This window comes from Rossellomorea arthrocnemi, assembly GCF_904424705.1.
Lineage (GTDB): Bacteria > Bacillota > Bacilli > Bacillales > Bacillaceae_B > Rossellomorea > Rossellomorea arthrocnemi.
Genome location: NZ_CAJGBF010000001.1, coordinates 1 through 23,989, shown reverse-complemented (window position 1 = coordinate 23,989; position 23,989 = coordinate 1). Strand labels below are relative to the sequence as shown.

Sequence of the window (23,989 nt, the reverse complement as noted above, 5' to 3'; positions counted from 1 at the left end):
ATGGGATCTTACAGAATTGCTCTTGCTGGAAATCCGAATACAGGGAAAAGTACATTATTCAATCTGTTGACGGGTTTACGGCAGCACACAGGGAACTGGCCTGGTAAAACGGTCATTCACGCAGAAGGTGAGTTCAAGCACAATGGGACGGATTTCACTATTGTCGATCTGCCAGGGACCTACTCCCTCTATTCCAATTCAGCGGATGAAGAAGTGGCGAGGGATTACATTATCTTTGACAAACCGGATGTGACACTTGTAGTACTGGACGCAACGTCCCTTGAGAGAAATATGAACCTCGCTCTTCAGGTTATGGAAATGACAGATAGAGTGATCGTAGTCCTCAATTTAATGGATGAAGCAAAGAAAAAAGGGATCGAAGTGAATAGTGAGGTACTCCGCAAAAAGCTTGGTGTCCCTGTTGTGAAGATATCGGCAAGAAATAAAACGGGCATCAACGAATTATTGGATACCGTCCATGAAATGGCAAAAGGAAATGTGCCCACTACGCCATATCGCATGGGGTACTCAAGTGATATTGAAGCAAAAATTGAAGAGCTGGCTCCTAAGGTACGGCAGCTGATTGGGGATGAGTTTCCGATTCGATGGATTTCCCTGCGTTTGTTAGACGGAGATGAAAGCATACTCAACTCGTTGAATGATTACTTCCGGAGGGAACGAAAGGGAGGAGGATTCTCCAATGTCTCAGTCAATGCAACCACATGAGGGAGATCAGGGTCTGGCGTATTTATTTAATCATGCTAAAGGGATGTCAAGTGACAACCTTCGGGATGAAATTGTAGAAAATATTTACTCCACGAGCAGAGGAATCTGCCAAGAAGTCGTTAAATACAAAAACAAAGAAAGAATCCATTCCGAAAAGTTGGATAAAGTGTTAACTTCACCGATATGGGGGTTCCCTATCATGCTTGCCCTGCTTGGTGCGGTTTTTTATCTGACAATCGCCGGGGCGAACGTCCCATCCAGCATGCTGGCACAGGGATTTGCCTGGATGGAAGGACAGCTGACTCAACTCTTTAATGCCATGCATGCACCTGCCTGGCTTCACGGAGTGCTGGTACTCGGCTTCTTCAGAGGTACTGGCTGGGTAATCAGCGTCATGCTTCCACCGATGGCCATTTTCTTTCCTGCCTTTGCACTTCTGGAGAATTATGGGTATTTGCCGAGGGTAGCATTCAACATGGACCGACTCTTTAAGAAAGCGGGAGGTCATGGGAAGCAGTCTTTGACAATGGCGATGGGCTTTGGCTGTAACGCTGCCGCCATCATGTCGACGAGAATCATCGAATCACCGAGGGAGAGAATGCTTGCGATCCTGACGAATAACTTTGTTCCTTGTAATGGACGATGGCCGACGTTGATTCTACTTGCTTCTTTATTCATGGCAGCCGGATATGCCGGGGGGATGGCTTCCCTTGTGACTGCAGGAATGGTCATGACCATGGTGTTGGTCGGGATTGTCGTCACAATTTCCGTATCGTGGATACTCTCCAAAACAGCCCTTAAAGGAGTTCCGACTCATTATACGCTCGAGTTACCACCATATCGTCGTCCGAAAATCTGGAATACAGTATTACGTTCAAGTATTGATAAATCATGGTACGTTTTAAAGAGAGCCGTGATCGTGGCAGCACCTGCGTCAATCATTACCTGGATCATCGCCAATATTACCATCGGTGACACAAGCATTCTCATGCATTTCGTTAATTTCCTTGATCCATTCGGGCAAGCACTTGGAATGGATGGGTTCATCATGGCGGCCTTTATTATCGGGCTTCCGGCAAACGAAATTGTCGTTCCCATCTTAATCATGGCTTATCTGTCTCAAGGGGCGATGCTGGAGCTTGATGATTTGACTGAACTAAAAGCGGTTTTCGTCAGTCACGGATGGACGTGGTTAACGGCACTGAATATGATGCTCTTTTCACTCCTTCACTTCCCTTGCGGAACGACCCTTGTGAATATTTACAAGGAAACAAAAAGCAAGAAATGGACGTTCATGTCCTTTGCAATCCCGACTGCGATTGCTATCGGGGTTACATTTTTAGTAGCTACCGTTGTTAGAGCATTGGGTTGGGTGTAAAACAATTGAAAAAACAAGAGGTTGAGACAAAAGTGTTTTAGTCAAAGAAAAATCCGCTCGATTATTCGACATTCTTTTATGAAAATCGAAATCGTTCGGATTTTTTATTATTTTTAATATTGCTTACCTCGTGTATATGGCTGATTTTTGTTGTTGATTGGAGTGAGAAGACGAGACTCCGGAAAGGCGCGTTTTTTCCTTTTTGGTAGGATTGACTTATGAGCTTGAGGACCTAAGCCATGTAGCTGGACATCTTGAGGAAAGGAGGAGGCTCGCCTTTCGCCCGAGGAAAAAAGCGCAGTCTTGCACGAAATCGGCCAGCGGTGTAACAACTGATTCTAAAGACTAGTTTATTGACTTTAGATTGGATCGATTTAGTTATGTCCCAGCCTCTTGTTATTTTTATGAAGGTATGATTAATCGTGGTACGATAGATGGTGTATACATACAGCAGGTTCGATAAGGAGATCAAAATGAAAGTACATGACTATGATACTGTATTGAATATTAAGACGGGAGAACGTCAAATAGGGTTTCACAGATCCTTTCATTATCATCGCTATGAACCTACACCCTACGCGGCACTTGAAGAGTTATTTCAGCAATATGAACTGAAAAGCAGTGATCAAGTGGTCGATTTCGGATGTGGTAAAGGGCGATTGAACTTTTTCATTCATTATCTTTTTCAATCAATTGTTGTCGGGGTGGAAATGAACGATACGTTTGTTGAGGATAGTATGAAAAACCTCTCAACCTACCGTGAGAAAGTGAATATCAAGACCGGCTCTATTTCTTTCCGCCATTGCCTGGCAGAGGACTATGATATTCATCCGAAAGACAACCGCTTCTATTTTTTTAATCCGTTCTCTGTCCAAATTTTTATGAAAGTCATCAACAATATTCTCCTATCAGTGGAATCCTATCCCCGGGACATCGAAATTATTTTGTATTACAGTTCAGATGACTATGTTCATTATTTGGAGGATCATCCGTTATTCCAGCTGCGAAAAGAGGTTTCTTTAACAGGGGAGTTTGAACAGAATGAGTATGAGAGATTTTTGATTTACGGATTGATGTATTAATCAAAATCTTTGATTTATCCGCTTTCATATCGGACAATGAAGTGGAAGATAGAACAGAAATGGAGGCGGATGGAATGAGGATTTTAGTGGTAGGTGCAGGTGCCGTCGGGGGTTACTTCGGAGGTAGATTGATAGAGAATGGTGAGGACGTCACTTTTCTTGTCCGGGAAAGGAGGGCACATCAGCTGAGAGAACATGGATTGCAAATCGAAAGCGTCCATGGCGATTTTAAATGTCAGCCGAAAACTCTTAAAGCAGAAGAAAAAGCAGATCCTTTTGATGCCGTCATATTATCCACCAAGGCCTATCATCTAAAAGGGGCCATTGATAGTCTAGAGCCTTTTGTTGGAGAGGACACGATGATCCTTCCGTTGTTAAACGGAATGTCCCACGTGGATGTTCTGGTTGAAGCCTTTGGGGAAGAAAAAGTGTTAGGTGGTTTATGCTTTGTTGAGTCAACACTGGGGGAAGCAGGGAAAGTCATTCAGACAAGTCCTATCCATGATCTGGTGTTTGGTGAGAGAAATGGAGAAAGAACCACAAGGATCACCAAGCTTGAAGAAGCTTTCTCAGGAACGAAAGCGAACTTCCGTTTATCCGATACCATCGAGCAGGAAATGTGGCATAAATATCTCTTTATCACGACTCTTTCAGGGGTTACGTCCCTTTATCGTTCACCAATCGGTCCAATTAGAGAGACCGATGAAGGAGCCGACAGAATCAAAGCAGTCCTATCACAGGCTGCAACGGTTATGAGGAACCTCGAAGCCCCCCTTGCAGATCATATAGAAGATGCTCTATATGATAAAATCAGAGGAATGGGTTATACCATGAAATCTTCCTTGCAGCGTGATATGGAGAAAAATCTTTCTGTGGAAGCCGATCATTTGTACGGTTATTTATTGGAGGCAGCAGAGGGTCAGGGAGTTAAGGCTCCTGATTTGCGGTTGATTTATGGGAATTTGAAGATTTATGAGATTGCGAGTCAATGAGAGTGGGAAACATCAGATACCTTTTGAAGGTGTCTGATGTTTTTTTTGAATAGATTCAGCAGCTGAATATTCCGGTAATATCAGCTGCTGAATCATAGCACTCTATAAATCTACTTATGAAAAGAAGGGCGAACGTTCCTGAAGGGAGCCAACTTATACAATCGCTGTAGAACCACCATTGACACACCGGTTACGATTACATCCAACGGCAGGTACGCCACCATCCAGCCCCAGGCAACCGTGTAGCTGAATCCACTTGGTGCATCTGCCCATAAGGTAAGTGCCAGGTACATGAAATTCGTGCCGATTATATAATTGAACAATATGGCAGCGATCCCTGCCATAACATATCCTTGAAATGTACGGTTCCTTGTCAGGATCATCCCCACTATGAATGCAACCACTATAAACGATAAAACAAATCCAAAGGTAGGACTGAGTATACTTGAAGGACCTCCTTTAAACTGTGCAAAGACCGGTGTACCGATCAATCCCAGTGCTACATACACAAGCATTGCCTTCGCTCCTACCCGGCTCCCGAGCACCCCTCCGGCAACGATGGCAAACATTAGCTGAAGGGTCACCGGAATCCCCCCGATCATTAGAAATGGTGATACATTCGCTCCCACCGCCATTAAAGCTGCAAAAAGGCCACATAAGACTAATTCCCTTGTTTTCCCCATTTTGATTTTCTCCTCCTAAAAACTGTGGTATGATTGATATTATCTTAAATGTTAACCAATTTGTAAATAAGGTTAACATAAAAGGAGGAGGACACTTGAAAGGTTTTTTTATCACGGGAACCGATACGGAAATCGGTAAAACGCTAACCACAGGGTTGATAGTAAAGTATTTTTTAGAAGAAGGCATCGATGTGTTTCCGTATAAGCCTGTGCAAAGTGGGGCAATCAGGAAGAATGATAGATTGGTTGCGCCTGACATGGAATCCTATGAAAGGATCACTAAATGTACGTTTGGGGAAGAAGTGAATACATACGTATTAGAAACGCCAAGCTCTCCTCACCTTGCCGCTTCAATCGACGGTGTGTCGATAGAGCTTAAGCCGATTTTAGAGCAGGTGAAGAAGTTAAGGAACGCCCATGAACTTTTACTTGTAGAAGGGGCAGGGGGTCTGATTGTTCCTTTAAACGAGGAGGCAACAATATTAGATTTGATTGATCAAGTGTCTCTACCGGTCATTCTGGTCGCACGTGCCGGACTGGGTACGATCAATCATACAGTTCTGTCTGTGATGGCTTTGAAACAGCGAAATATTCAGATAGCAGGCATCGTCCTGAATCAAACTTCGCCAGATGAGATGCTGGAAATAGAAAAGGACAACAAACGGATGATTGAAAGGATAACAGAAGTACCCATAATTGGCATGCTTCCTTTCATGACGCAGGATACAATGGATGAGTTGAATGTAAAAGACTTATTTAAAAATTGGAAAATGGAAGTGTTAAAGGAGGACGTTCAAAGTGAATCAGCAGCAGCTAATTGAAAAGAGCAGTCAATATATGTGGCTTCCATTTACGCAGATGAAGGATTACGATGAGAACCCTTTAGTGATTGAGAGCGGTGAGGGTGTATATTTACGAGACATCAACGGCCGCGAATATCTTGACGGTTATTCGTCTCTTTGGCTTAATGTTCACGGCCATCGCAATGAGGAAATCAATCAGGCGATCAAAGATCAGCTCGATAAAATCGCTCACTCCACTTTGCTTGGTGCCGCGAATGTACCATCCGTATTATTAGCAGAAAAGCTGGTGTCACTTTCACCGGAAAGGTTAAAGAGAGTCTTTTATTCAGACAGTGGTGCAACCTCGGTTGAAATCGCTATTAAAATGGCTTACCAATACTGGCAAAATAAAGGAAGACCTGAAAAACAAAAGTTTATCACGCTTCAAAATGCGTACCATGGTGATACGGTAGGAGCGATCAGTGTCGGGAAAGTGGATATTTTTCATCGTGTTTATAAATCACTTATGTTTGACTCACTCGTTGCTCCGTTTCCTGACACTGCTCATCACCCTGATTTAACGACGGAGGAAGAGATTCGGGATCAGGCTCTCAGTGAATTGGAAGAGATATTACAAGAGCATCACCAAGACGTCGCCGGCATGACAGTGGAGTCGTTGATACAGGGTGCAGGCGGCATGAATATTATGCCGAAGGGATACTTCAAGGGAGTCGAAAAGCTTTGCCGGAAATATGAGATTCTGCTTATTGTCGATGAGGTAGCAACCGGCTTCGGGAGGACAGGGGAAATGTTTGCCGTTGAGCATGAAAATGTGCAGCCTGATATCATGACAGTGGCAAAAGGAATCACTGGGGGATATCTGCCGATTGCTGCCACCCTTACAACAGAAGACATTTATGAAGCGTTTTATGATGACTACACATCACTGAAGACTTTTTTTCACGGTCATTCTTATACAGGAAACCAGCTGGGGTGTGCGGCTGCATTGGCGAATCTGGAAATCTATGAAAGGGACAATCTGATTGGAAAAGTGCAGGAGAAAACAGAAATCATCCACTCCCTATTGGCACCTTTGAACGATCATCCCCATGTTAGCAGCATCAGGCAGCTTGGAATGATCTGCGGAATTGAACTGGTTCAACACAAAGCATCAAAAAAGTCATTTCCGTGGGAAGAACGAGTCGGCTATCGGACGACGATCAAAATGCGTGAGTTGGGAATGCTGACCCGTCCTATAGGTGATACCATCGTCTTCATGCCCCCGCTTGCCACAACGGAAGCGGAACTTGCGAAAATGATTGAAATCATGACGGAAGCCATCGACATCACTACCAAAGAAGCGGCTGGCGTTTGAAACTGGAGGGACGGACCTTGCAGGGGGTTCGTCTTTTGTAGGTTCCTGTACCTGGTACAAAAATTCTCATTTCCCAATGAAAAAAGAAACCGTTCCTTTATCTAAGACGTATATATTCATATAATCCAATTCTGACCATAAAGGAGGCACCCTAAATGAACAGATTCATCGCAATCAGCGCAGTACTTGTCGCCATCGCTACCATCATTATCTGGCTCACCACCAACCTCACCAATGCCCTTTCACTGCTGGCAGCCTACGGCATCATCCTCTCCTTCCTCGTTTACTTTTCATTTTTCAAGATAAGAAAACAATAAAAAGAGAGGGACGGACCTCCAAGCCTTCCTTTCACGCAAGTAAAATGTTGGCTGAAGAGGTCCGTCCCTCTTATTCGATTGCTTCTAATAAGAAGTCTGATATGTGGATGGCCCGGATCTTTTTGGTGAGGCCTTCTCTTTCGATGCCGAGTTTCATTTGGAGGAGGCAGCCTGGATTGGATGTGATAATGGTGGTGGCCATGGTGCCTTCGACGTTTTCCATTTTGTGATCGAGGATCTTCATGGACATTTCGGATTCTACGATGTTGTAGATACCTGCTGATCCACAGCAGTGGTCGGCTTGTTTCATCTCAATGTAATCGGCATTTCCCACTGATTGAAGAAGCAGCCTTGGTTCCATAAATGTTCTTTGTACATTTCGCAGATGACATGAGTCCTGATACGTGATTCGTTGTGGCATAACATTCAAATCCTGTTTATGAAACTCTAATTCTACCAGGATTGAAGAGATATCCTTGATTTTATTTTTAAATTGAACGGCACGTTCTTTCCACTCGGGATCATCTTTCAGTAAGTGATCATAATCGACGAGAAAAGCTCCGCATCCACCGGCGTTGGTGATGATGAAATTGACTCCCGCGTCTTCAAATGCCTCAATATTCCGCTTGGCCAACTCCTTAGCAGCATCCTTCTCACCACTATGCCCATGCAAGGCTCCGCAGCAGGTTTGCATGTGGGGAATCACGATGTCGCAGCCTGCCAGTTGAAGCAGTTTTGTCGTGGCCTTATTCGTTTCCAAAAACATCGTATCCATCAAACACCCGGAGAAGAAGGCGACCTTTTTCCGTACTTTACCAATGGAGGAAAGGGAAGTCGGGCGTTCCTTCATCTCTTTCAGCGTAGGAACTTGGGGGAGAACGCGCTCCATCGTTGCCAAGCTTTCCGGAAACAGCTTCATCACGCCCGTGGTGTGGACTGCTTTCTGCAATCCGGACCGCTGATAGATTCCGAGAAGGTTCGTCACCATTCTCATTCTATCCGGGTGTGGAAATAATCCCTCAAATACGGTCTTTCTAACAACCCGGACAGGAAGGGAATGTCTTTTATTTTGATTGATGATATCCCGTGCTTCCTCCAGTAAATGTCCGTAATTGACGCCTGAAGGGCAGACCGGTTCACATGCCCTGCATCCTAGACACAGGTCCAGAGTACGTTCAACTTCTTCGTCCGGTTCAATCACTCCATCAACAACTGCCTTCATCAGGGCAATGCGTCCCCGGGGGGAGTGTGATTCTTTAAACCCCGATTCAATATATGTCGGACAAGAGGGAAGGCAGAAGCCGCATCTCATGCAATTCAATAATTCATCTTCATCTATGCGGTTTTTAAATTCCTGTTGTATCTTTTGCTTTTCCTGGACTGTTGTCATCTTGAAATCACCACACGTTTTCTCGATTCTTTCGCAAACACTTTATTTGGATTCATAATGTTATTGGGATCGAAGGATTGCTTGATCATTTTCATGGCCCCGATTCCTTCAGGACCGAGTTTCCATTCCAGGTAGGGGGCTTTCATCATTCCGACACCGTGTTCGCCGGTGATGGTACCACCCAGTTCGATGGCATGAGCGAAGATCTCTTCAAAGGCTGCTTCGACTCGCTCCATTTCATTATGGTCCCTGACGTCAGTTGCCACCGTCGGGTGAAGGTTTCCATCCCCTGCATGTCCAAATGTACAAATCTTCAAATCGTGGAGCTCGGCAATTTCATTGATGGCCTTCACCATCTTGGCAATTTCCGAACGGGGAACCGTCGCATCTTCCAAAATCGTCGTCGGTTTGAGCCGGGCCAGAGCCGACAGGGCTGAACGCCGGGCAGTCCGAAGAGCATCTGCTTCGATTTCCGTTTTGGCCAGTTGAACCGATACGGCACCGTTTTCTACACACACTTCTTCCATCCGTTTCATATCTCGGGCCACAACTTCAGGAGGACCGTCCTGTTCAATCAGAAGTACAGCTTTTACATCGGTAGGAAGTCCGATCTTGGCAAAATCCTCAACCACTTCAAGGGTGGGTTGATCTAAAAATTCAAGCGTCGTCGGAATGATTCGATTGGAGATGATGCTGGAAACGCTTTGTGCCGCTGCTTCAATATCCTGATAGAGGGCAAGCATCGTCTGCTTCGTTTCAGGCATGGGAATGAGTTTTAAAGTTGCTTCAGTAATGACACAAAGCGTTCCTTCTGATCCGACAAATAGACGGGTCAAATCATATCCGGCTACATCTTTTGCGAGTTTTCCACCGGTCCGGATGATATCCCCATTGGGAAGGACCGCCTCAAGGGCGAGTACATAATCCCGTGTGACCCCATACTTCAATCCTCTGAGTCCACCGGAGTTTTCATTGATATTCCCTCCAATTGTGGATATTTTCATGGAACTTGGATCAGGAGGATAAAAGAGGCCATTTTCTTCAACGGCGTGGATCAGATCGAGGGTCACTACCCCTGGCTGGACGGTGATCGTTAAATTTTCTTCGTCCAATTCGAGGATCTTGTTCATCTGAGTGAAAAGGAGAACAAGTCCACCTTCAGTGGGACACGTACCTGCGCATAGATTGGTCCCCGAGCCCCTTGGGACAATGGGGATACGCTGCTCATTACAGACCTTCACGACTTCCGATACTTCCTCGGTAGACTTTGGAACGATGATTGCATCGGGCATGGATTGGTAGTTAGGTGTTGCATCATAAGAATAGACAAGCTTCTCAGCAGGAGTATCACGATAATTTTCTTCTCCGACGATGCTGATGAAACGTTTTTTGATGTCAGGAGTGATCATACTAATTTCCACCTTTTTCAGCGAGTTTTCAAATCTGTTCGTAAATGAGTAGAGAGACGGTACCCGACTCAGGTCAAGGTCCGTCCCTCAAGAATGATTCTTATTTTGAGTTAATAGGGCTTGGCGTGATGGATCCGAGGATGACGGGTTTTTCTGCGCCTGTTGCGCCAGGAACATTGCCCGGGTTTCCGTTCAGGGTTTCGTTGGCTAACAGGGCAAAGGCGATCGCTTCCTTGGCATCGGATGAGTAGCCGATATCTTCCTGGATAAGGATCGTCACGTCGGGGAGAAGTTCCCTCAGCATACGGAGAAGCGTCCCGTTATAACTCCCCCCGCCACCGATGATGACCTCGTTGATGGAATGTTCTGGGAATACGTATGTTTTATACGCATCCGAAATGGTAAGGGCAGTAAAGTAGGTAGCAGTCGCGACCAAATCTTCTTTTGGTAGATGACCATATTCCTGAAGGATCCGCTTCACGAATATCTCACCAAACAGCTCCCGCCCCGTGGACTTGGGAGGTGCTTTCTGAAAAAATTCCTGTTCCCATACAAACCATTCCCGTACTGCTTCATGATGGATGATTCCTCTGTCGGCAATCATTCCATTCTCATCAAAGGAGCGATGATATAGTTTTTCGCAAAGTCCATCGATCACCATATTCCCAGGGCCTGTATCAAAGGCGTAAACGTCCTCGAGGGAACAATCCTTTGGCAGGACCGTCACATTCCCGATCCCCCCGATGTTCTGGAGCAGCCTGCCTCCATCCTTTTTTCGGTAGAGAAGGAATTCTGTATAAGGGACAAGAGGAGCCCCTTCTCCGCCTGCAGCCATATCCATAGATCGGAAATTGGATACCACTTGTGTGTTGGTGCGATATGCAATCACGCCCGGTTCTCCGATTTGAAGAGTGGAAGCCACAGAATCTTCCGTATGAAAAGGCTGATGATAGACTGTTTGGCCATGAGACCCGATAAAGCTAAGCTCATCAACAGAGATACCTGCCTCCGTACATACTTTTATGACGGAATCAGCGTAAACGTCTCCAAGTTCAAAATGCAGACTGGATAAAAGGGGGGTGGACGAGTCAGAAGGACTCATCACCTCATATATTTTCTTTTTCACTTGAGGGGGGAAGGGAGTCGTCGAATAATGCACTAGTTTCACCACTGTATCTATACTCGCTCCTTCAATGGATACAAGAGCTGCATCCACTCCATCAACGGACGTACCGGACATTAGTCCGACTGCTAAGCGCTTACTCACCTGTCATCCTTCCTTCCTGGATTGCTTCCACAATATCCACCGCACCTGTAGCAGGGGATGTGGAATCTATGATATAAGTCGATTCAGAAAAGTGTGTTGAAATGGTTTCTTTAAAAACGGACTGCACTACGGGATTATGTTCAAGGACACTTCCTTTCATGGCGATGACCGGCTTTGTATCAATCTGTAGCTTCTCGATTAATGCCAATGTCTGGGAAGCTAGCTGTTCACCAGCCGTCTTTAATAAGTGAAGGGCTGATTCATCACCAGTCTCAGCTTCCCTGTGAATGACTTTCGCAAGCTGCGCCATTTCTCCTTTAGTAGATGAATAGATAAATCCCTTCAATCCTCTTGCATCACTAGCGTTCATTTCGTTCAGCAGACTGCGCGAGAGGGGGGAGAGGGATAAGCCCTGATCCATTTCCCGGGCGATCTGCCTACTGGCTTCGATAGCAAGGTGATACGCACTGCCCTCATCACCAATCAGATGACCCCAGCCACCGGTCGTTTCCTCCCGCTTTCCGTTCCGTCCGTAACAAATCGATCCCGTACCCGCGATCGTCAACACACCATTCTGATTTCCAATCAAACTGAAGTAAGCAAGGGTGGCATCATTTAATAGGACGATGGGCATGGAAGTCATTCGATTCAATTCGGACTTGATCCTTTGAGATAGATTACCGGACCCGCCACCAGCCATTCCAATCACGATATGGGAGACACTGTCTGAAGAAGGTTGATCCAGGCATTGTTGAACCACCGATGAGAGGTTACTCAAAGCTTCATCAAACGAAACCGAGGGATTCCCATGCCCTGATAAGCTTTGGAAAAGGATATTCTTCTCCATATCAAGAACCAGTCCTTGAATCTTCGTACCTCCTGCATCGATTCCTATTACTCTAGTCATCTATTACACCTCCTTACTGCTTTGGTTGAAAGGCAAATTTGCCCCAGGGCTTTAGGTAGTCCAGCAAGAAGATTTCTTCTTCACGGATCCTGCCTACTACGTTCGTTTTACCTGAATTCTCCATATCCTGAAGGGCAATCTGCAGTTCCCCTGCGTATTGGGCATACAGGTCGTTTTCAATGATAATGTCACCACGTTTGATATCGACGTTGTTATGCGGCGCAAATTCTCTTCCTCTGTATTTAACGCGGCTTTGAGTGGAACGGATCATATAATCCGATACATCCCCACGGTAAAAATGGGGTTCTTCAAAGATGATCGTTTTCTCTAGATTCGTGGTCGTCTCATGGGTTTCAACTGTGAATGTCAGCTTGGATGTATTGAGTTCACTAAGTATCTGCATTTCACGTTCAGATGCATACGCATTGCTGATGATGACGTCGTCAATCAACCCAGTGGCAAAGAGATGCTTCGTCTGTACATCAATAGGAAGGGAACGGTGCATTTCCAGTGTAGGTAACCCTTCTGTAACCGGCCATGGACCGAATGTGGCATCTGCGGAAGACACAAAGGCTGCCGTTCTCATGCCGAGGTCTTTGAATTTCTGGCTGCATTCGATAAAGAAAGGATAAGATAAGCCGGAGTAGCGGTGCGGATAGAAATTATGGCACCCTAATAATTGATCCTTATTGGGCTGATACGTCATGATGTTATCGATGTATTTCGTGGCATTGCTCATGTTCAGTTCGATTTTTAAATCATAAGGGTTGTACGACATCATCGATTCTTCGTGACCGGTATATCCCAGATCCAGTCTGATTCCGTGGGCACCGAGGTCGGCAAAAAAGGAAAGATCATCATAGGAGATATCCAGCTCTTTAAAAATGCGGGGACTGATGTCAGCTATGACTTCCATGTTCTTTTCCCTGGCAAATTTGATCGTTTCCTTGAAGTTTGCGATGATTCCTTCCTTGTCCCCATCGACAGATAATAAGCAGGTAAACACACGTTGGAATCCGTAAGAAGCGGCCAGTGCCAGATATTCTTTATCTTTTTCTGTGGTAGAATGGTTTGGATAGATTGAAACGCCGAGTTTTTTACTCATCATCGGGATCCCTCCTTAATTGGATTTGTTTTCGAGTGTATGGATTCTTTTAAGCATTGGAATCATTTGTTCGATTAGTGCGATTTCACTGATCGAGGTCATTAAATGGTCTTGTGCATGAATCATGAGGAGTGATTTTTCGAATTCTTCTCCGTTGATTTCAGCCTGTATCAAGCTTGTTTGCGTTTTGTGGGCTTTATTCAGTTCTTCATGTGCCCTTTTCACCATTTCCTGCGCTTCAGCAAACTTCCCTTCATGTGCTTTTGCAAGGGCTTCATAAGCCGTACTCTTCGCATTCCCGCCGTTCGAGATGATTTCAAAAATTTCCATTTCTACGTTGCGTACTTCAGCCATTGTATATTCCTCCCCATCCCTTTTTAGAACTCTTTTCTACAAAAAAAGTAAAATAAAAGTTTAAATATTTTAGAATAATATTGAAATTTAATTTCATTATCGCATATAATCATATTAAACTGAAAGCCTTTTCAAGACAATCATTTTTTGGAGGTGACTATGACAGAATTTCAGGTATTAAAACACATCAAAAGTCAGATGGAGAGCTATACACCGTCTGAAATAGCGGTTGCTCAATATGTGTTGGAATTTCCAGAGAAAGTGATGGAAATGACGACAAAGCAACTCTCACAATCATGCGGAAGCAGTGAAGCTGCCATCATCCGATTCTGCAAACGGATCGGGATCAACAGTTTCAGCGGCCTGAAGATCGAGCTCGCGAAAAGTACGAACATCGAAGAAACGAAGAGTCATGATATCAATACACTCCTGTCCTTTGAAGACAATCTTGAGACCGTCTTCAATAAAGTATTGGTCAATACCTATCAAGCCATCAAGAATACAGAAAAGCTTTTTTCCATTGATGAACTCGGTAGAGCGGTGAATGCGTTTCATGAAGCCGAAAGAGTATACTTGTATGGAGTGGGCGGTTCTGCTGTGGTGGCGGAAGATTTCACCCAGAAGCTGTTGAGATTGAACTACCTGGCGTTTCAGGCAAGTGATATCCATGTGCAGATGATGATGGCAGCAAACTTAACTGAGAGAGACGTTTTGTTCGTCGTATCGACTTCCGGGCAGACGAAAGAAATTTTGAAGCTGATGAATGTCGCACAGGAAAAGGGAGCCACCATCGTACTCCTGACACAGCACGGAAAATCACCGGCAAGAAAGCTCGCCGATATCGTCCTGACGATTTCCGAGGAAGAACATAATATCCGGATCGGGACCATGACGGCAAGAATTGCTCAACTCGTCGTGATCGATGCATTATTTGTCGCACTGTGCATGAAAAAAGGACATGGCGTTTACGAGCAAATTATTCATACACATGAAGTAGTACAACGAATGAAAGAGGGGGAGGAATAGGGATGAAAGTATTATTCGTATGCTCTGGAGGAATGTCCAGCGCTATCGTCGTCAATGCCCTGAAGAAAGAAGGAACAAAAGAGGGGATCGAGATGGAAGTGCATGCAATCGGAACAGGGGAAGTATCCGAAGAAATCTCAAAGGGATGGGATGTTTGTATGGTAGCACCTCAGATCAGACATCGTTTCGATCAGGTGAAGAAAGCGGCCGATGAAGCCAATGTTCCATGCGGGCCGATACCGCCGCAGGCTTATACGCCGCTGGGGGGACCTACTTTACTGAAAACAGTAAAAGAACTAACAAACTAATTTAATAGGAAACAAGGGGGTAGTAACATGCAAACGTTTGTGAACTTTCTGGAGAACAATTTGTCTGGTCCCATGGCCAGGCTCTCTGAACAAAGGCATTTGCAAGCAATCCGGGATGGGGTTATTTCAGCACTGCCATTTATTATCGTCGGTTCATTCTTTCTGATCTTAGCGTTTCCGCCACTTCCTGACGCATGGGTGTTTGGTGACATTAAACAGTGGGCTGCTGACAATATCGTTGAGATCCTGATTCCGTACCGGTTGACTATGTTTATCATGTCGCTCTATGTCGCCTTCGGAATCGGATACAATCTCTCGAAAAGCTATAAGCTGGATCCTTTATCCGGTGCGCAGATATCAGTGGCGGCGTTATTATTGACCATTACACCAAAAGTAATGGACGGAGAAGGATGGGTCCTTCCGATGACCAATCTGGGCGGTCAAGGTTTATTCGTGTCCATGGTTGTCTCGATTCTGGCGGTCGAAATTCTTCGCTTCTGTAAGACAAAGAACATCACGATCAAAATGCCTGAGCAAGTTCCGGCATCTGTTTCACGAAGCTTTGAAGCACTTATACCTGTAGCAATTGTTATTTTATTAATTTCATCCGTGACTGTCTTAGCAGGAGTAGATTTGCATAAGTTAGTTGGTGTGGCTGTTGCTCCGTTGGTTACAGCCGGTGACAGCATATTCGGAGTACTGGTTCCGGTATTCCTGATTGATTTCTTCTGGTCATTCGGGATCCACGGGGTATCCGTTGTTGGAACGGTAGCACGACCACTATGGGAAGTATTCCTCGTGAACAATGCTGATGCTGTTGCAAGCGGGCAAGCGATCCCGCATATCGCACCGGAAACGTTCTACCAGTGGTTCATCTGGATCGGTGGATCAGGAGCTACGCTTGGATTGGTTCTCGCGATGGTCTTCTTCTCCCGTTCAAAATATTTAAAAGCATTAGGGAAAACGTGTCTTGTACCGGGTCTTTTCAATATCAATGAGCCTGTCATATTTGGTGCTCCCATTGTGTTGAACCCGATTTTGATCATCCCTTTCATCACGGTTCCTTTGATTACAGCAACCATCTCTTATGTGGCAACCACTGTTGGATTGGTATCACCAACGTACATCATGCCGCCATGGACACTTCCTGCACCAATCGGAGCGTACCTGGCAACCGGTGGTGACTGGAGAGCGATTGTCATGGTTCTGATCAACATCGGAATCTCATTCTCTATCTACTTCCCATTCTTGAAAATGTACGACAAGAAAATGATGAAAATGGAAGAAAGCGATCAACAAGCGGCATAGAAAAGCGGAGGCGGCTTGCCCTGAGGCGACAAGCATAAGACGAACTAACCAGAAAGGCGCTTTTTGCCTTTTTGGTTAGTTTGACTTATGACCTCGAGCCTCAAGCCGCTGGAGCTGGACAAAGAAAAGCGGAGGCGGCTTGCCCTGAGGCGACAAGCATAAGACGAACTAACCAGAAAGGCGCTTTTTGCCTTTTTGGTTAGTTTGACTTATGACCTCGAGGGCCAAGCCGCCGGAGCTGGACAAAGAAAAGAGGAGGCTGATCGTTCAGGTCTGCCAAGTAATCTACTATACTAAGAAAACAGAAGTGGGGGTCCTAGGATTCCCACTTCTTTACTAGCAAAAGGAGTGATGGAAATGACAGAAACCGTAGTGCCAAAGAGAATAGGTTTTAAAAGTGTGTTTGTACTATTAATCTCTGTATCTATTGGACTATTGCTACTTTCAAAGCCATTGATGAGCACTGGACTCGCAAAGGAATGGAGTATGTTTTTGGCTACGGGCGTTTCAGCTTCAATCGGGCTTTCATACGTTTTATTGAAAATAGAAGGGCCAGTCGAAGACGCTTCTGTTAAAAAGAAGCGGATATTATTAGCAGTGGTGGTCAGTTTCGTCATAAGTTTTATTCTGGCATTTGTGGCCAGGTAACTGGGGGCATATAAAATGAAAAAGGGAATCAAAGTCGTCACGATCGGCGGGGGATCGAGCTATACTCCCGAATTTGTTGAAGGATTGATCAAGCGTTATGATGAGCTTCCGGTTAGCGAGCTGTGGCTTGTGGATATTGAAGCCGGAAGAGAGAAGTTGAACATCGTTGGGAACTTAGCTAAGAGGATGGTAGATAGGGCAGGGCTCCCAATGGAAATTCACCTCACAATGGACCGAAGAGAAGCATTGAGTGGTGCAGACTTTGTCACGACCCAAATGCGGGTCGGACAGTTGAAAGCACGGATTCAGGACGAACGCCTTCCGATCAAGTACGGCATGATCGGTCAGGAGACGAATGGGGCGGGTGGATTGTTTAAGGGGATGAGGACGATCCCGGTCCTTTTGCAGATTTCAGAAGAAATGAAGGAGCTCTGTCCAGATGCTTGGCTGATCAATTTTACCAATCCCGCAGGTTTGGTGACGGAGGCGATGCTCCGCTATGGACCCCATCAGAAGGTTGTCGGTGTTTGCAATCTTCCCATCAATATGAGAATGACGCTGGCAAGACTCCTCGACGTCGAGTTGGAACGCCTTCATATCGACTTTGCCGGGCTCAATCATATGGTTTATGGATTGGACGTGAAGGTGGATGGAGAGTCCGTATTAGACGAAGTGCTGAATATTATGTGCGATCCGGACAGGCAGGTGAGTATGCAAAATATTGCTCCACTTCCATGGGAGCCTGAATTTATCAGGAGTCTTGGCGTCGTACCATGCCCGTACCACCGTTATTTCTATAAAATGAGTGATATTTTGGAAAAGCAGTTAGAAGAATTCAAGATGGGGACGACTCGTGCGGAAGTTGTTCAGCAATTGGAGAATGAGCTGTTCGATTTATATAAGGATGAAAGCTTAGCCGTTAAGCCTCCGCAGCTTGAAGAGCGGGGAGGAGCCTATTACAGCGATGCAGCATGTAACCTCATATCGTCCGTCTATAACGACCGCGGGGATATCCAGACACTGAACGTCCGCAATGATGGGACTATCAGTTCACTTCCACGTGAATCTGCCGTGGAAGTGAACTGTGTCGTGACGAAAGCGGGACCGAAGCCGATTACGGTTGGGGAACTGCCGGTTTCTGTAAGTGGACTTGTGCAGCAAATCAAATCCTTTGAACGGGTGGCCGCAGAAGCATCCGTGACTGGTTCGTATGAGAAAGCACTGCTTGCCATGACAATCAATCCATTGGTGACAAGTGATGTGAAAGCAAAACAGTTGTTGGACGAAATGCTTGAGGTCCATAAAGAGTATCTGCCTCAATTTAGTGAGCGGTTGACCCATAATTAAAGGAAAGAAGCGTCCCGAATCGTGATTTGGGACGTTTTTTTGTTGGAGAGGGGGGTGTAGGAAGCGGGTTGGGTGGACTTATTATCAACTCCATATAAGAACTTATTGCCCTTGCCTGAACTTATTCCCGTTTTATTTTCAAAAAACAGGATAGATTTTAAAACGGTACAACCCTCTGTACATCTTTTCACGGGACGAGCATACCTTTGTAGAAAGAAACCATGTCCAGAAAGGATGCCCGGTCCATGATTCCAGATAAAACAAAGGCTGCCGCCTCTTTATATGCCACGATGTCCATCAGTTTCTGGGGGATTTCCTTCGTATCCACGAAAGCTGTGCTGGATACCCTTAATCCGTATACGCTCCTCGTTCTGCGGTTTGCGATTGGAGCTCTGTTTCTGCTCATGCTTCTACTATTAAAAGGATACAGACTCACGATCCCTTTAAAGTATATCCCTCACTTAATTATTCTTGGCGTTCTCGGCGTCTTCATTCACCAAGTCATCCAGGCGATGGCCCTTCTTACTATCGATGCTTCTTCGGCAGGGTGGATGATTTCATTTTCTCCTGTGTTCACCGTCATCCTTTCCATGATTTTTTTACATGAGAAAATGACCGTCCCTAAAGCGCTGGGCATGATCATAGCGATTACAGGTGTTCTGATGGTGACGGCCTCTAGGAACGGGCATTCTTTCGGGTTTTCTGTCAATATCGGGTATATTCTTATGATTCTCAGTACATTGAACTGGGCCGTCTACTCAGTGCTTCTGAAAAAACTTCACATCGAGCTGCCTTCCCTCGTCATCACCTATTATATGTGTGTATTGGGTTTTTGTTTAACCTTCCCGTTTCTCATCCGAAACCGTGGTTGGGAAAGCATTTCCCTACTTTCAAATGTGGAGTGGGCCCACTTGGTGTTCCTTGGTGTATTTGTTTCAGGTATCGCGTACTGGTACTGGGCGAAAGCGTTGGAGGTATTGGATGCATCCAAGGTGTCGATGTTTCTGTATTTGGAGCCTGTCACTACCCTCATTGCGGCGATTCTCCTCCTTCACGAGAAAATAGTTTTCATAAGCATACTGGGTGGAGTCATAATTATAATGGGAGTTGTCATTGTAAATGGCCAGATGATTTCTGTACTCCATCGGTTTCTAATGAGGAAACGATAACATCAGGGGGGATCCGCTGTGACCTTAAAGGAACGGATAAAGAATCAATTGGATGAATTGACCAATCCATCAACAAAAGAAATGAAAGAAGTCTTGCAGTCTCTTAATGTAAGTCTTGATGATTTACAGCCATACTTACAGTCTCCGGAAGGAAAGCCATATTATCGAAAGCTCCTTTATCAAAATGAAGCAGTGGAGCTCCTTGTGATGAATTGGTCTGAAATGGAATGCGCCCCTCATGATCACGGTGACTCAAAGGGATGGATCCAAGTCATAACCGGGACTTCAGTCAATACAATCTTTGAAGTGAAGGATAACCAGCTTCCCCGGGAGATATTCGACTGCGAATATAGGAAAGGTTCTTTCTTCTTTGCACCGAAAAAGGGTGTTCACAAAATGAAGAAGGGAAGGGGGAAAGACCTGGTGACCCTCCACCTATACTCTCCGCCCATTCAGGGTATGGTAGTGTACGATTTGGAAACGTGTGCTGCCTGTGTGGTTTCTGATGAATGTGGGGCATGGTGGCCGGATCATATCAGACAAAAGATAAAGGAAATGCAATTGAAATAAGAAGGAGCGCTTCGCCGTGATGGGGAAGCGCTCCTTTCATGATTAGTGTACTCTTACTGTTTTCGCATCTTTACTTTCTACCCCTGTAGGAGAAATGGACGTCACACCATATGTGTACAGTCCACCTTTCAGAGCAGAAGTATCTTCATACGTTGTAACCCCTTGCTGGGAAAACACGACATCCACAATATTAGCCGGATTCTCGTAATCTCCTTCTTTTACGCCACTGAAACGGTAGATGACATATTTTCTGGCATCGGAACGCTTCTTATCATCGATGGTCAACGTGATCCCGCCTTTATGCTTATCTGCTTTCACCGTGTTCGGTTTCTTCGGAAGGTCATTATTGTTCCATGGTGTGGCCGGAGTCAATGCTTTCACCGTATATACTTCATTTCTTAGAATATCTGCGTATCCAAGGGGATTCTCGAAAATTTGTCTGAGAGAGAAATGCATTTGCCCAAGAGCCGTTCCGTTGGCACGGTTGTCCATGATTTGCTCAGGAAGCTCGTAAGGATTAAACCATTCCTGGTCAAAGTTGTCCCCGACCTTATAATCCGCCATTCCGATATACAAGTTGACCGGGTGCTCAAAAGAATACTCGTTCACTTCCCGACTCCACCAATCAAGCAGGACAGAGTAGTTGGCGACAGCGAGTTTCCTAGACCAGTAGATTTGAGGAGTGATATAGTCTATGCTGCCATCCTTGATCCACTGACGGGTGTCGGCATACAGGTCGTCGAAATTCGTTTGTCCGGCCTGTGTCGCACTTCCTGTAGGATCATCAGCGATGTTTCTCCATACGCCAAAAGGGGAAATCCCGAATTGGACATAGTCTTTGATTTCTTTGATTTCAGTGTTGATATCTGCTACCAGTTCATCGACGTTGTTGCGTCTCCAGTCATCGATATTGTCGAAGGCACTGCCATATTGCTCGTATGTATCTTGATCTGGGAAGCTTTCTCCTGAAATTTTATAAGGGTAGAAATAATCATCCATATGAACGGCGTCTATGTCGTAGTTGTTTACTAGTTCTTTTACTGTATCAATCAGGTATTGTTGCACTTCGGGAATACCGGGGTTGAGATAATACTGTTTACCATACTTTAAGACCCACTCAGGATGAAGTTTGGCAACGTTATTCTCTGCAAGTGATTCGATGGTTTCATTGGGCATCGTGATGCGGTAAGGATTCACCCAGGCGTGGACTTCGATTCCGCGCTTATGCGATTCGCGTAACATGATAGCCAGTGGATCATAGCCTGGGTCGGTACCCTGCTTGTCCCCGGTGATGTACTGGGACCATGGAGCGAGTTCAGAGGGATACAGGGCATCAGCGGTCGGTTTGACTTGATAGATCACCGTATTGAAGTTTAATTGTTTTAATTCATCCAGTGTGCTCATCACCCAGTCCGTAAATTCCTGCTGATCCATTCCTGCTGCCATGTCGATATTCGTCACTGTCGCAATCCATGCAGCCCGCATTTCGTGCTTTGGAGCACTTGACTCTGCCGCTTTAGCTTTCCCGGTAAAAGGAAGAGCCAGTGAGAACATCATCACGGCGATGATCATGTACTTTACTGCTTTCATGAACAAACTCCTCTCCTACGGTTAAAAGAAACCGTTTTCATTTTTTAAAATAATACTTCAAAAAATAAATGGAAAACATGAAATATTATTTCTAATTTCATTATAGTGGGAGATGAACTTATGGTATATAGTACCATTGAGGTAAAAATCTGAATATTCAATCGTTAATTAGGATGAAAGGACTAGTTGAAACGTTCTAAAAAGAATGAAAAGGGAAAGAATGAATAAGGAATTGGTGTAGAATAGGAAGGAGAGGCAACGAGGGGAGTGGGTGTCATGTTCAAGGAGCTAACCATAGATCAATGCGATTTACATAAGTATACATTGGTGGACGTAAGATCTCCTTCTGAATACAGGGAGATGACGATCCCGGGAAGTGTGAACATCCCTGTGTTTGATGATGGGGAAAGAGCAGAAGTAGGGACGCTGTATAAGCAAGTGAGTAAGGAAGTGGCGACGGACCGGGGGTTGGAATTTTTTTCAGGGAAGCTTCCTGCCTTCATTCGTGAGTTTCGAAAGCTGGATGGTGAGATTGTCGTGTTTTGCTGGCGGGGCGGCATGCGAAGCAAAGCGGCGGCTACCTTTCTTGACCTGATGGGGATCAAAACAGCCCGTATCAGTGGCGGTGTGAGGGCTTACAGACATTGGGTACTGAATGAGCTGAAAACGTTTGAATTGAAACCGGCTTCTTTTGTTTTGAACGGTGGGACTGGTATTGGAAAGACCGCAATTTTGAAGAAGTTTCAAAAGGAAGGGTATCCGATTCTTGATATTGAAGGGCTGGCTAACCATAGAGGCTCGATCTTCGGGGAGATCGGTCTTACCGCCAATAACCAGAAAACATTCGATTCCCTGCTCCTTCAAGAACTGACGAAACTTCAGGAATCTCCTTTTCTATTGTTTGAAGCAGAAAGTAAACGAATCGGAAAGCTCCTTCTACCTGACTTTTTAGTAGAGGAGAAGGAGAAGGCATTCCATATCTTTATTGAGATTCCTATGAAAGAGAGGGTGGGGCATATTTTAGAAGAGTATCGCCTGCACGAGCATCATGAAGAATTTGTTGAAGCATTCAGGGTAATCAAGAGAAGAATTCACAGCCCGGTGGCCAATGAAATCGAGGATGAGCTGAAACTAAGACATTATGAGCGGATCTTGGAATTGCTCCTTGAATACTATTATGACCCACGTTACAGACATATGGCGAATCAATATCCTGTGAATCGAAGGATTTCGGTGAAGGTCAATTCAATCGAAGAAGCCTTTCAGGAGATCAAAAAGCTCCTTCAGAAAAAAAGTTCATTCGTTCCAGCACAGTGAGACTTTCCCTTGATGATGGGGTAAGTTCTTCTTTTTTGTCTAAACTTTTATGGAAGATGTTGACCGTGTAGTGCACCACATGGTTTATGATCTGGGTGTGAGGTGATGGAGTTGTACAAGGTGAGCGAGTTTTCCAAGATGACCGGACTGAGTAAGGAAACGCTGCGTTACTACGCAGAAATCAAGCTGCTTGAACCTGTGTATGTCGATCCTTCAAACCACTATCGCTATTATGATAATGGATCTTATCTTGTAGGGCGATTACTGGTTTACTTGAGGAGGTTTAATTTTACCATACAAGAGATGCTCGCCGTCGTGAATGATGAATCCTTTGAAAATCTGGAACAGTTGATCAAGGCAAAAAAACGGGGTCTCGAAGCTGAAATAGAACGTATACAAACCGTGATTCAAGAAATGGACGATTTCTTTGAAATTCGAATGGAGGATGAAATAGATGATTAAATGGCATGAAGAACGCATCATACCAGTCAATATTGAAAGAATGTGGCATTTATTTGAGCTTGAAAACATTCAGCGAATTATGCCGAACGTAGTTGAAAACAAGATCCTTGAACAAAAAGAAGGTGTAGTGGGGTCGACCTACCAACAGAAATACAAAGAGGGGAAGAGAATAGAAACGTATATCGTTGAAGATCTGGAGTACGAAAATACCCCTTTGAAGAAGCATAACAAAATCGGCTTCACATTGGCCAAGGCATTTGAAATCGAGGCAGAATTCACCCTTCATAAAATCGATGAAAACCAAACCAAATTCATATATAAAGGCGAAAACAGAGGGGTGAACTTCCTTGGAAAAGTACTCATCAAACTCGGTGGCGAAAAAAACAACAACAAAGTCGTCATCGAATTCATGGACCGGGTTGAAACAGAAGCGCTGAAAGAAGCATGAAAGAGGGACGGACCTCCGATATTTTTCGG

At 45.0% G+C, this 23,989-nt stretch carries 25 protein-coding genes; 17 read left to right on the top strand and 8 right to left on the bottom strand.

The annotated features are described in order from the left end of the window. From BAA9072_RS00125 to BAA9072_RS00110, 4 genes are all read left to right on the top strand, one after another. Complete coding sequence (locus BAA9072_RS00125; protein WP_201712672.1) at positions 1-726, top strand: FeoB small GTPase domain-containing protein; 726 nt, start codon at positions 1-3, stop codon at positions 724-726. Then, positions 713-2,104 (top strand): ferrous iron transporter B, encoded by a 1,392-nt coding sequence (locus BAA9072_RS00120; protein WP_201713158.1) that lies wholly within the window; start codon positions 713-715, stop codon positions 2,102-2,104. The genes BAA9072_RS00125 and BAA9072_RS00120 overlap by 14 nt, the downstream gene beginning before the upstream one ends. 473 nt (positions 2,105-2,577) lie before the next feature. Beyond that, positions 2,578-3,186, top strand: a complete 609-nt coding sequence (locus BAA9072_RS00115; RefSeq protein ID WP_201712671.1) for a methyltransferase — start codon at positions 2,578-2,580, stop codon at positions 3,184-3,186. Positions 3,187-3,260: 74 nt separating this feature from the next. Next, on the top strand, positions 3,261-4,178 hold the full coding sequence (locus tag BAA9072_RS00110; protein WP_201712670.1) for a ketopantoate reductase family protein: 918 nt from the start codon (positions 3,261-3,263) through the stop codon (positions 4,176-4,178). 110 nt (positions 4,179-4,288) lie between these two features. Here BAA9072_RS00110 and BAA9072_RS00105 read toward each other — a convergent pair whose 3' ends face one another. After that, the gene (locus BAA9072_RS00105; RefSeq protein ID WP_201712669.1) at positions 4,289-4,861 is read right to left on the bottom strand and encodes a biotin transporter BioY; all 573 of its coding nucleotides are present in this window, start codon (positions 4,859-4,861) and stop codon (positions 4,289-4,291) included. 95 nt (positions 4,862-4,956) lie between these two features. On the opposite strand from BAA9072_RS00105, the gene bioD reads away from it, so the two are divergent. The 3 genes from bioD (at position 4,957) to BAA9072_RS00090 (ending at position 7,335) form a co-directional block, all read left to right on the top strand. Continuing rightward, on the top strand, positions 4,957-5,682 hold the full coding sequence (gene bioD / locus BAA9072_RS00100) for a dethiobiotin synthase (protein WP_201712668.1): 726 nt from the start codon (positions 4,957-4,959) through the stop codon (positions 5,680-5,682). A 16-nt stretch (positions 5,683-5,698) separates the two neighbouring features. Further along, complete coding sequence (bioA, locus tag BAA9072_RS00095) at positions 5,699-7,018, top strand: adenosylmethionine--8-amino-7-oxononanoate transaminase (RefSeq protein WP_230980731.1); 1,320 nt, start codon at positions 5,699-5,701, stop codon at positions 7,016-7,018. A 155-nt stretch (positions 7,019-7,173) separates the two neighbouring features. After that, positions 7,174-7,335 carry a hypothetical protein gene (locus BAA9072_RS00090; RefSeq protein ID WP_201712666.1) on the top strand — a complete coding sequence of 54 codons (162 nt, stop codon included), beginning with the start codon at positions 7,174-7,176 and terminating at the stop codon, positions 7,333-7,335. Between the two features lie 70 nt (positions 7,336-7,405). Here the strand turns inward: BAA9072_RS00090 and BAA9072_RS00085 are convergent, their stop codons facing one another. The 6 genes from BAA9072_RS00085 to BAA9072_RS00060 form a co-directional block, all read right to left on the bottom strand. Further along, entirely contained in the window at positions 7,406-8,725 is a 1,320-nt protein-coding gene (locus BAA9072_RS00085; protein WP_201712665.1) for a (Fe-S)-binding protein, read from the bottom strand. After that, entirely contained in the window at positions 8,722-10,134 is a 1,413-nt protein-coding gene (gene glcD, locus BAA9072_RS00080) for a glycolate oxidase subunit GlcD (protein ID WP_201712664.1), read from the bottom strand. Before glcD ends, BAA9072_RS00085 begins: the two co-directional genes overlap by 4 nt. Before the next feature lie 100 nt (positions 10,135-10,234). Beyond that, the gene (gene anmK, locus BAA9072_RS00075; protein WP_269139888.1) at positions 10,235-11,401 is read right to left on the bottom strand and encodes an anhydro-N-acetylmuramic acid kinase AnmK; all 1,167 of its coding nucleotides are present in this window, start codon (positions 11,399-11,401) and stop codon (positions 10,235-10,237) included. Continuing rightward, positions 11,394-12,308 carry a BadF/BadG/BcrA/BcrD ATPase family protein gene (locus BAA9072_RS00070; protein WP_201712663.1) on the bottom strand — a complete coding sequence of 305 codons (915 nt, stop codon included), beginning with the start codon at positions 12,306-12,308 and terminating at the stop codon, positions 11,394-11,396. Before BAA9072_RS00070 ends, anmK begins: the two co-directional genes overlap by 8 nt. Positions 12,309-12,321: 13 nt before the next feature. After that, positions 12,322-13,413, bottom strand: a complete 1,092-nt coding sequence (locus tag BAA9072_RS00065; RefSeq protein ID WP_201713156.1) for a DUF871 domain-containing protein — start codon at positions 13,411-13,413, stop codon at positions 12,322-12,324. Positions 13,414-13,428: 15 nt separating this feature from the next. Next, entirely contained in the window at positions 13,429-13,767 is a 339-nt protein-coding gene (locus tag BAA9072_RS00060) for a PTS lactose/cellobiose transporter subunit IIA (protein ID WP_201712662.1), read from the bottom strand. 159 nt (positions 13,768-13,926) lie between these two features. On the opposite strand from BAA9072_RS00060, the gene BAA9072_RS00055 reads away from it, so the two are divergent. From BAA9072_RS00055 to BAA9072_RS00025, 7 genes are all read left to right on the top strand, one after another. Continuing rightward, positions 13,927-14,793, top strand: a complete 867-nt coding sequence (locus tag BAA9072_RS00055) for a MurR/RpiR family transcriptional regulator (protein ID WP_201712661.1) — start codon at positions 13,927-13,929, stop codon at positions 14,791-14,793. A 2-nt stretch (positions 14,794-14,795) separates the two neighbouring features. Beyond that, a complete protein-coding gene (locus BAA9072_RS00050; protein ID WP_060673327.1) occupies positions 14,796-15,101 on the top strand; it encodes a PTS sugar transporter subunit IIB in 306 nt (101 codons plus the stop codon). Between the two features lie 27 nt (positions 15,102-15,128). Next, the gene (locus tag BAA9072_RS00045; protein WP_201712660.1) at positions 15,129-16,409 is read left to right on the top strand and encodes a PTS sugar transporter subunit IIC; all 1,281 of its coding nucleotides are present in this window, start codon (positions 15,129-15,131) and stop codon (positions 16,407-16,409) included. A gap of 357 nt (positions 16,410-16,766) precedes the next feature. Then, positions 16,767-17,057: a hypothetical protein gene (locus BAA9072_RS00040; RefSeq protein ID WP_201712659.1), complete on the top strand. Its 291-nt coding sequence runs from the start codon at positions 16,767-16,769 to the stop codon at positions 17,055-17,057. 15 nt (positions 17,058-17,072) lie between these two features. Then, on the top strand, positions 17,073-18,404 hold the full coding sequence (locus BAA9072_RS00035; protein WP_201712658.1) for a 6-phospho-beta-glucosidase: 1,332 nt from the start codon (positions 17,073-17,075) through the stop codon (positions 18,402-18,404). 245 nt (positions 18,405-18,649) lie between these two features. Further along, the gene (locus BAA9072_RS00030; RefSeq protein ID WP_201712657.1) at positions 18,650-19,573 is read left to right on the top strand and encodes a DMT family transporter; all 924 of its coding nucleotides are present in this window, start codon (positions 18,650-18,652) and stop codon (positions 19,571-19,573) included. Between the two features lie 18 nt (positions 19,574-19,591). Further along, positions 19,592-20,143, top strand: coding sequence for a cysteine dioxygenase (locus BAA9072_RS00025; protein ID WP_201712656.1), 552 nt, complete (start codon positions 19,592-19,594; stop codon positions 20,141-20,143). 42 nt (positions 20,144-20,185) lie between these two features. On the opposite strand, the gene BAA9072_RS00020 is transcribed toward BAA9072_RS00025, so the two are convergent. Further along, a complete protein-coding gene (locus BAA9072_RS00020) occupies positions 20,186-21,733 on the bottom strand; it encodes a glycoside hydrolase family 10 protein (protein WP_201712655.1) in 1,548 nt (515 codons plus the stop codon). Positions 21,734-22,009: 276 nt separating this feature from the next. On the opposite strand from BAA9072_RS00020, the gene mnmH reads away from it, so the two are divergent. From mnmH to BAA9072_RS00005, 3 genes are all read left to right on the top strand, one after another. After that, positions 22,010-23,050, top strand: coding sequence for a tRNA 2-selenouridine(34) synthase MnmH (gene mnmH, locus BAA9072_RS00015; protein ID WP_201712654.1), 1,041 nt, complete (start codon positions 22,010-22,012; stop codon positions 23,048-23,050). 120 nt (positions 23,051-23,170) lie between these two features. After that, positions 23,171-23,512 carry a MerR family DNA-binding transcriptional regulator gene (locus BAA9072_RS00010; protein ID WP_230980702.1) on the top strand — a complete coding sequence of 114 codons (342 nt, stop codon included), beginning with the start codon at positions 23,171-23,173 and terminating at the stop codon, positions 23,510-23,512. Further along, positions 23,505-23,960 carry an SRPBCC family protein gene (locus tag BAA9072_RS00005; protein ID WP_201712653.1) on the top strand — a complete coding sequence of 152 codons (456 nt, stop codon included), beginning with the start codon at positions 23,505-23,507 and terminating at the stop codon, positions 23,958-23,960. The genes BAA9072_RS00010 and BAA9072_RS00005 overlap by 8 nt, the downstream gene beginning before the upstream one ends. Positions 23,961-23,989 lie beyond the last annotated feature (29 nt).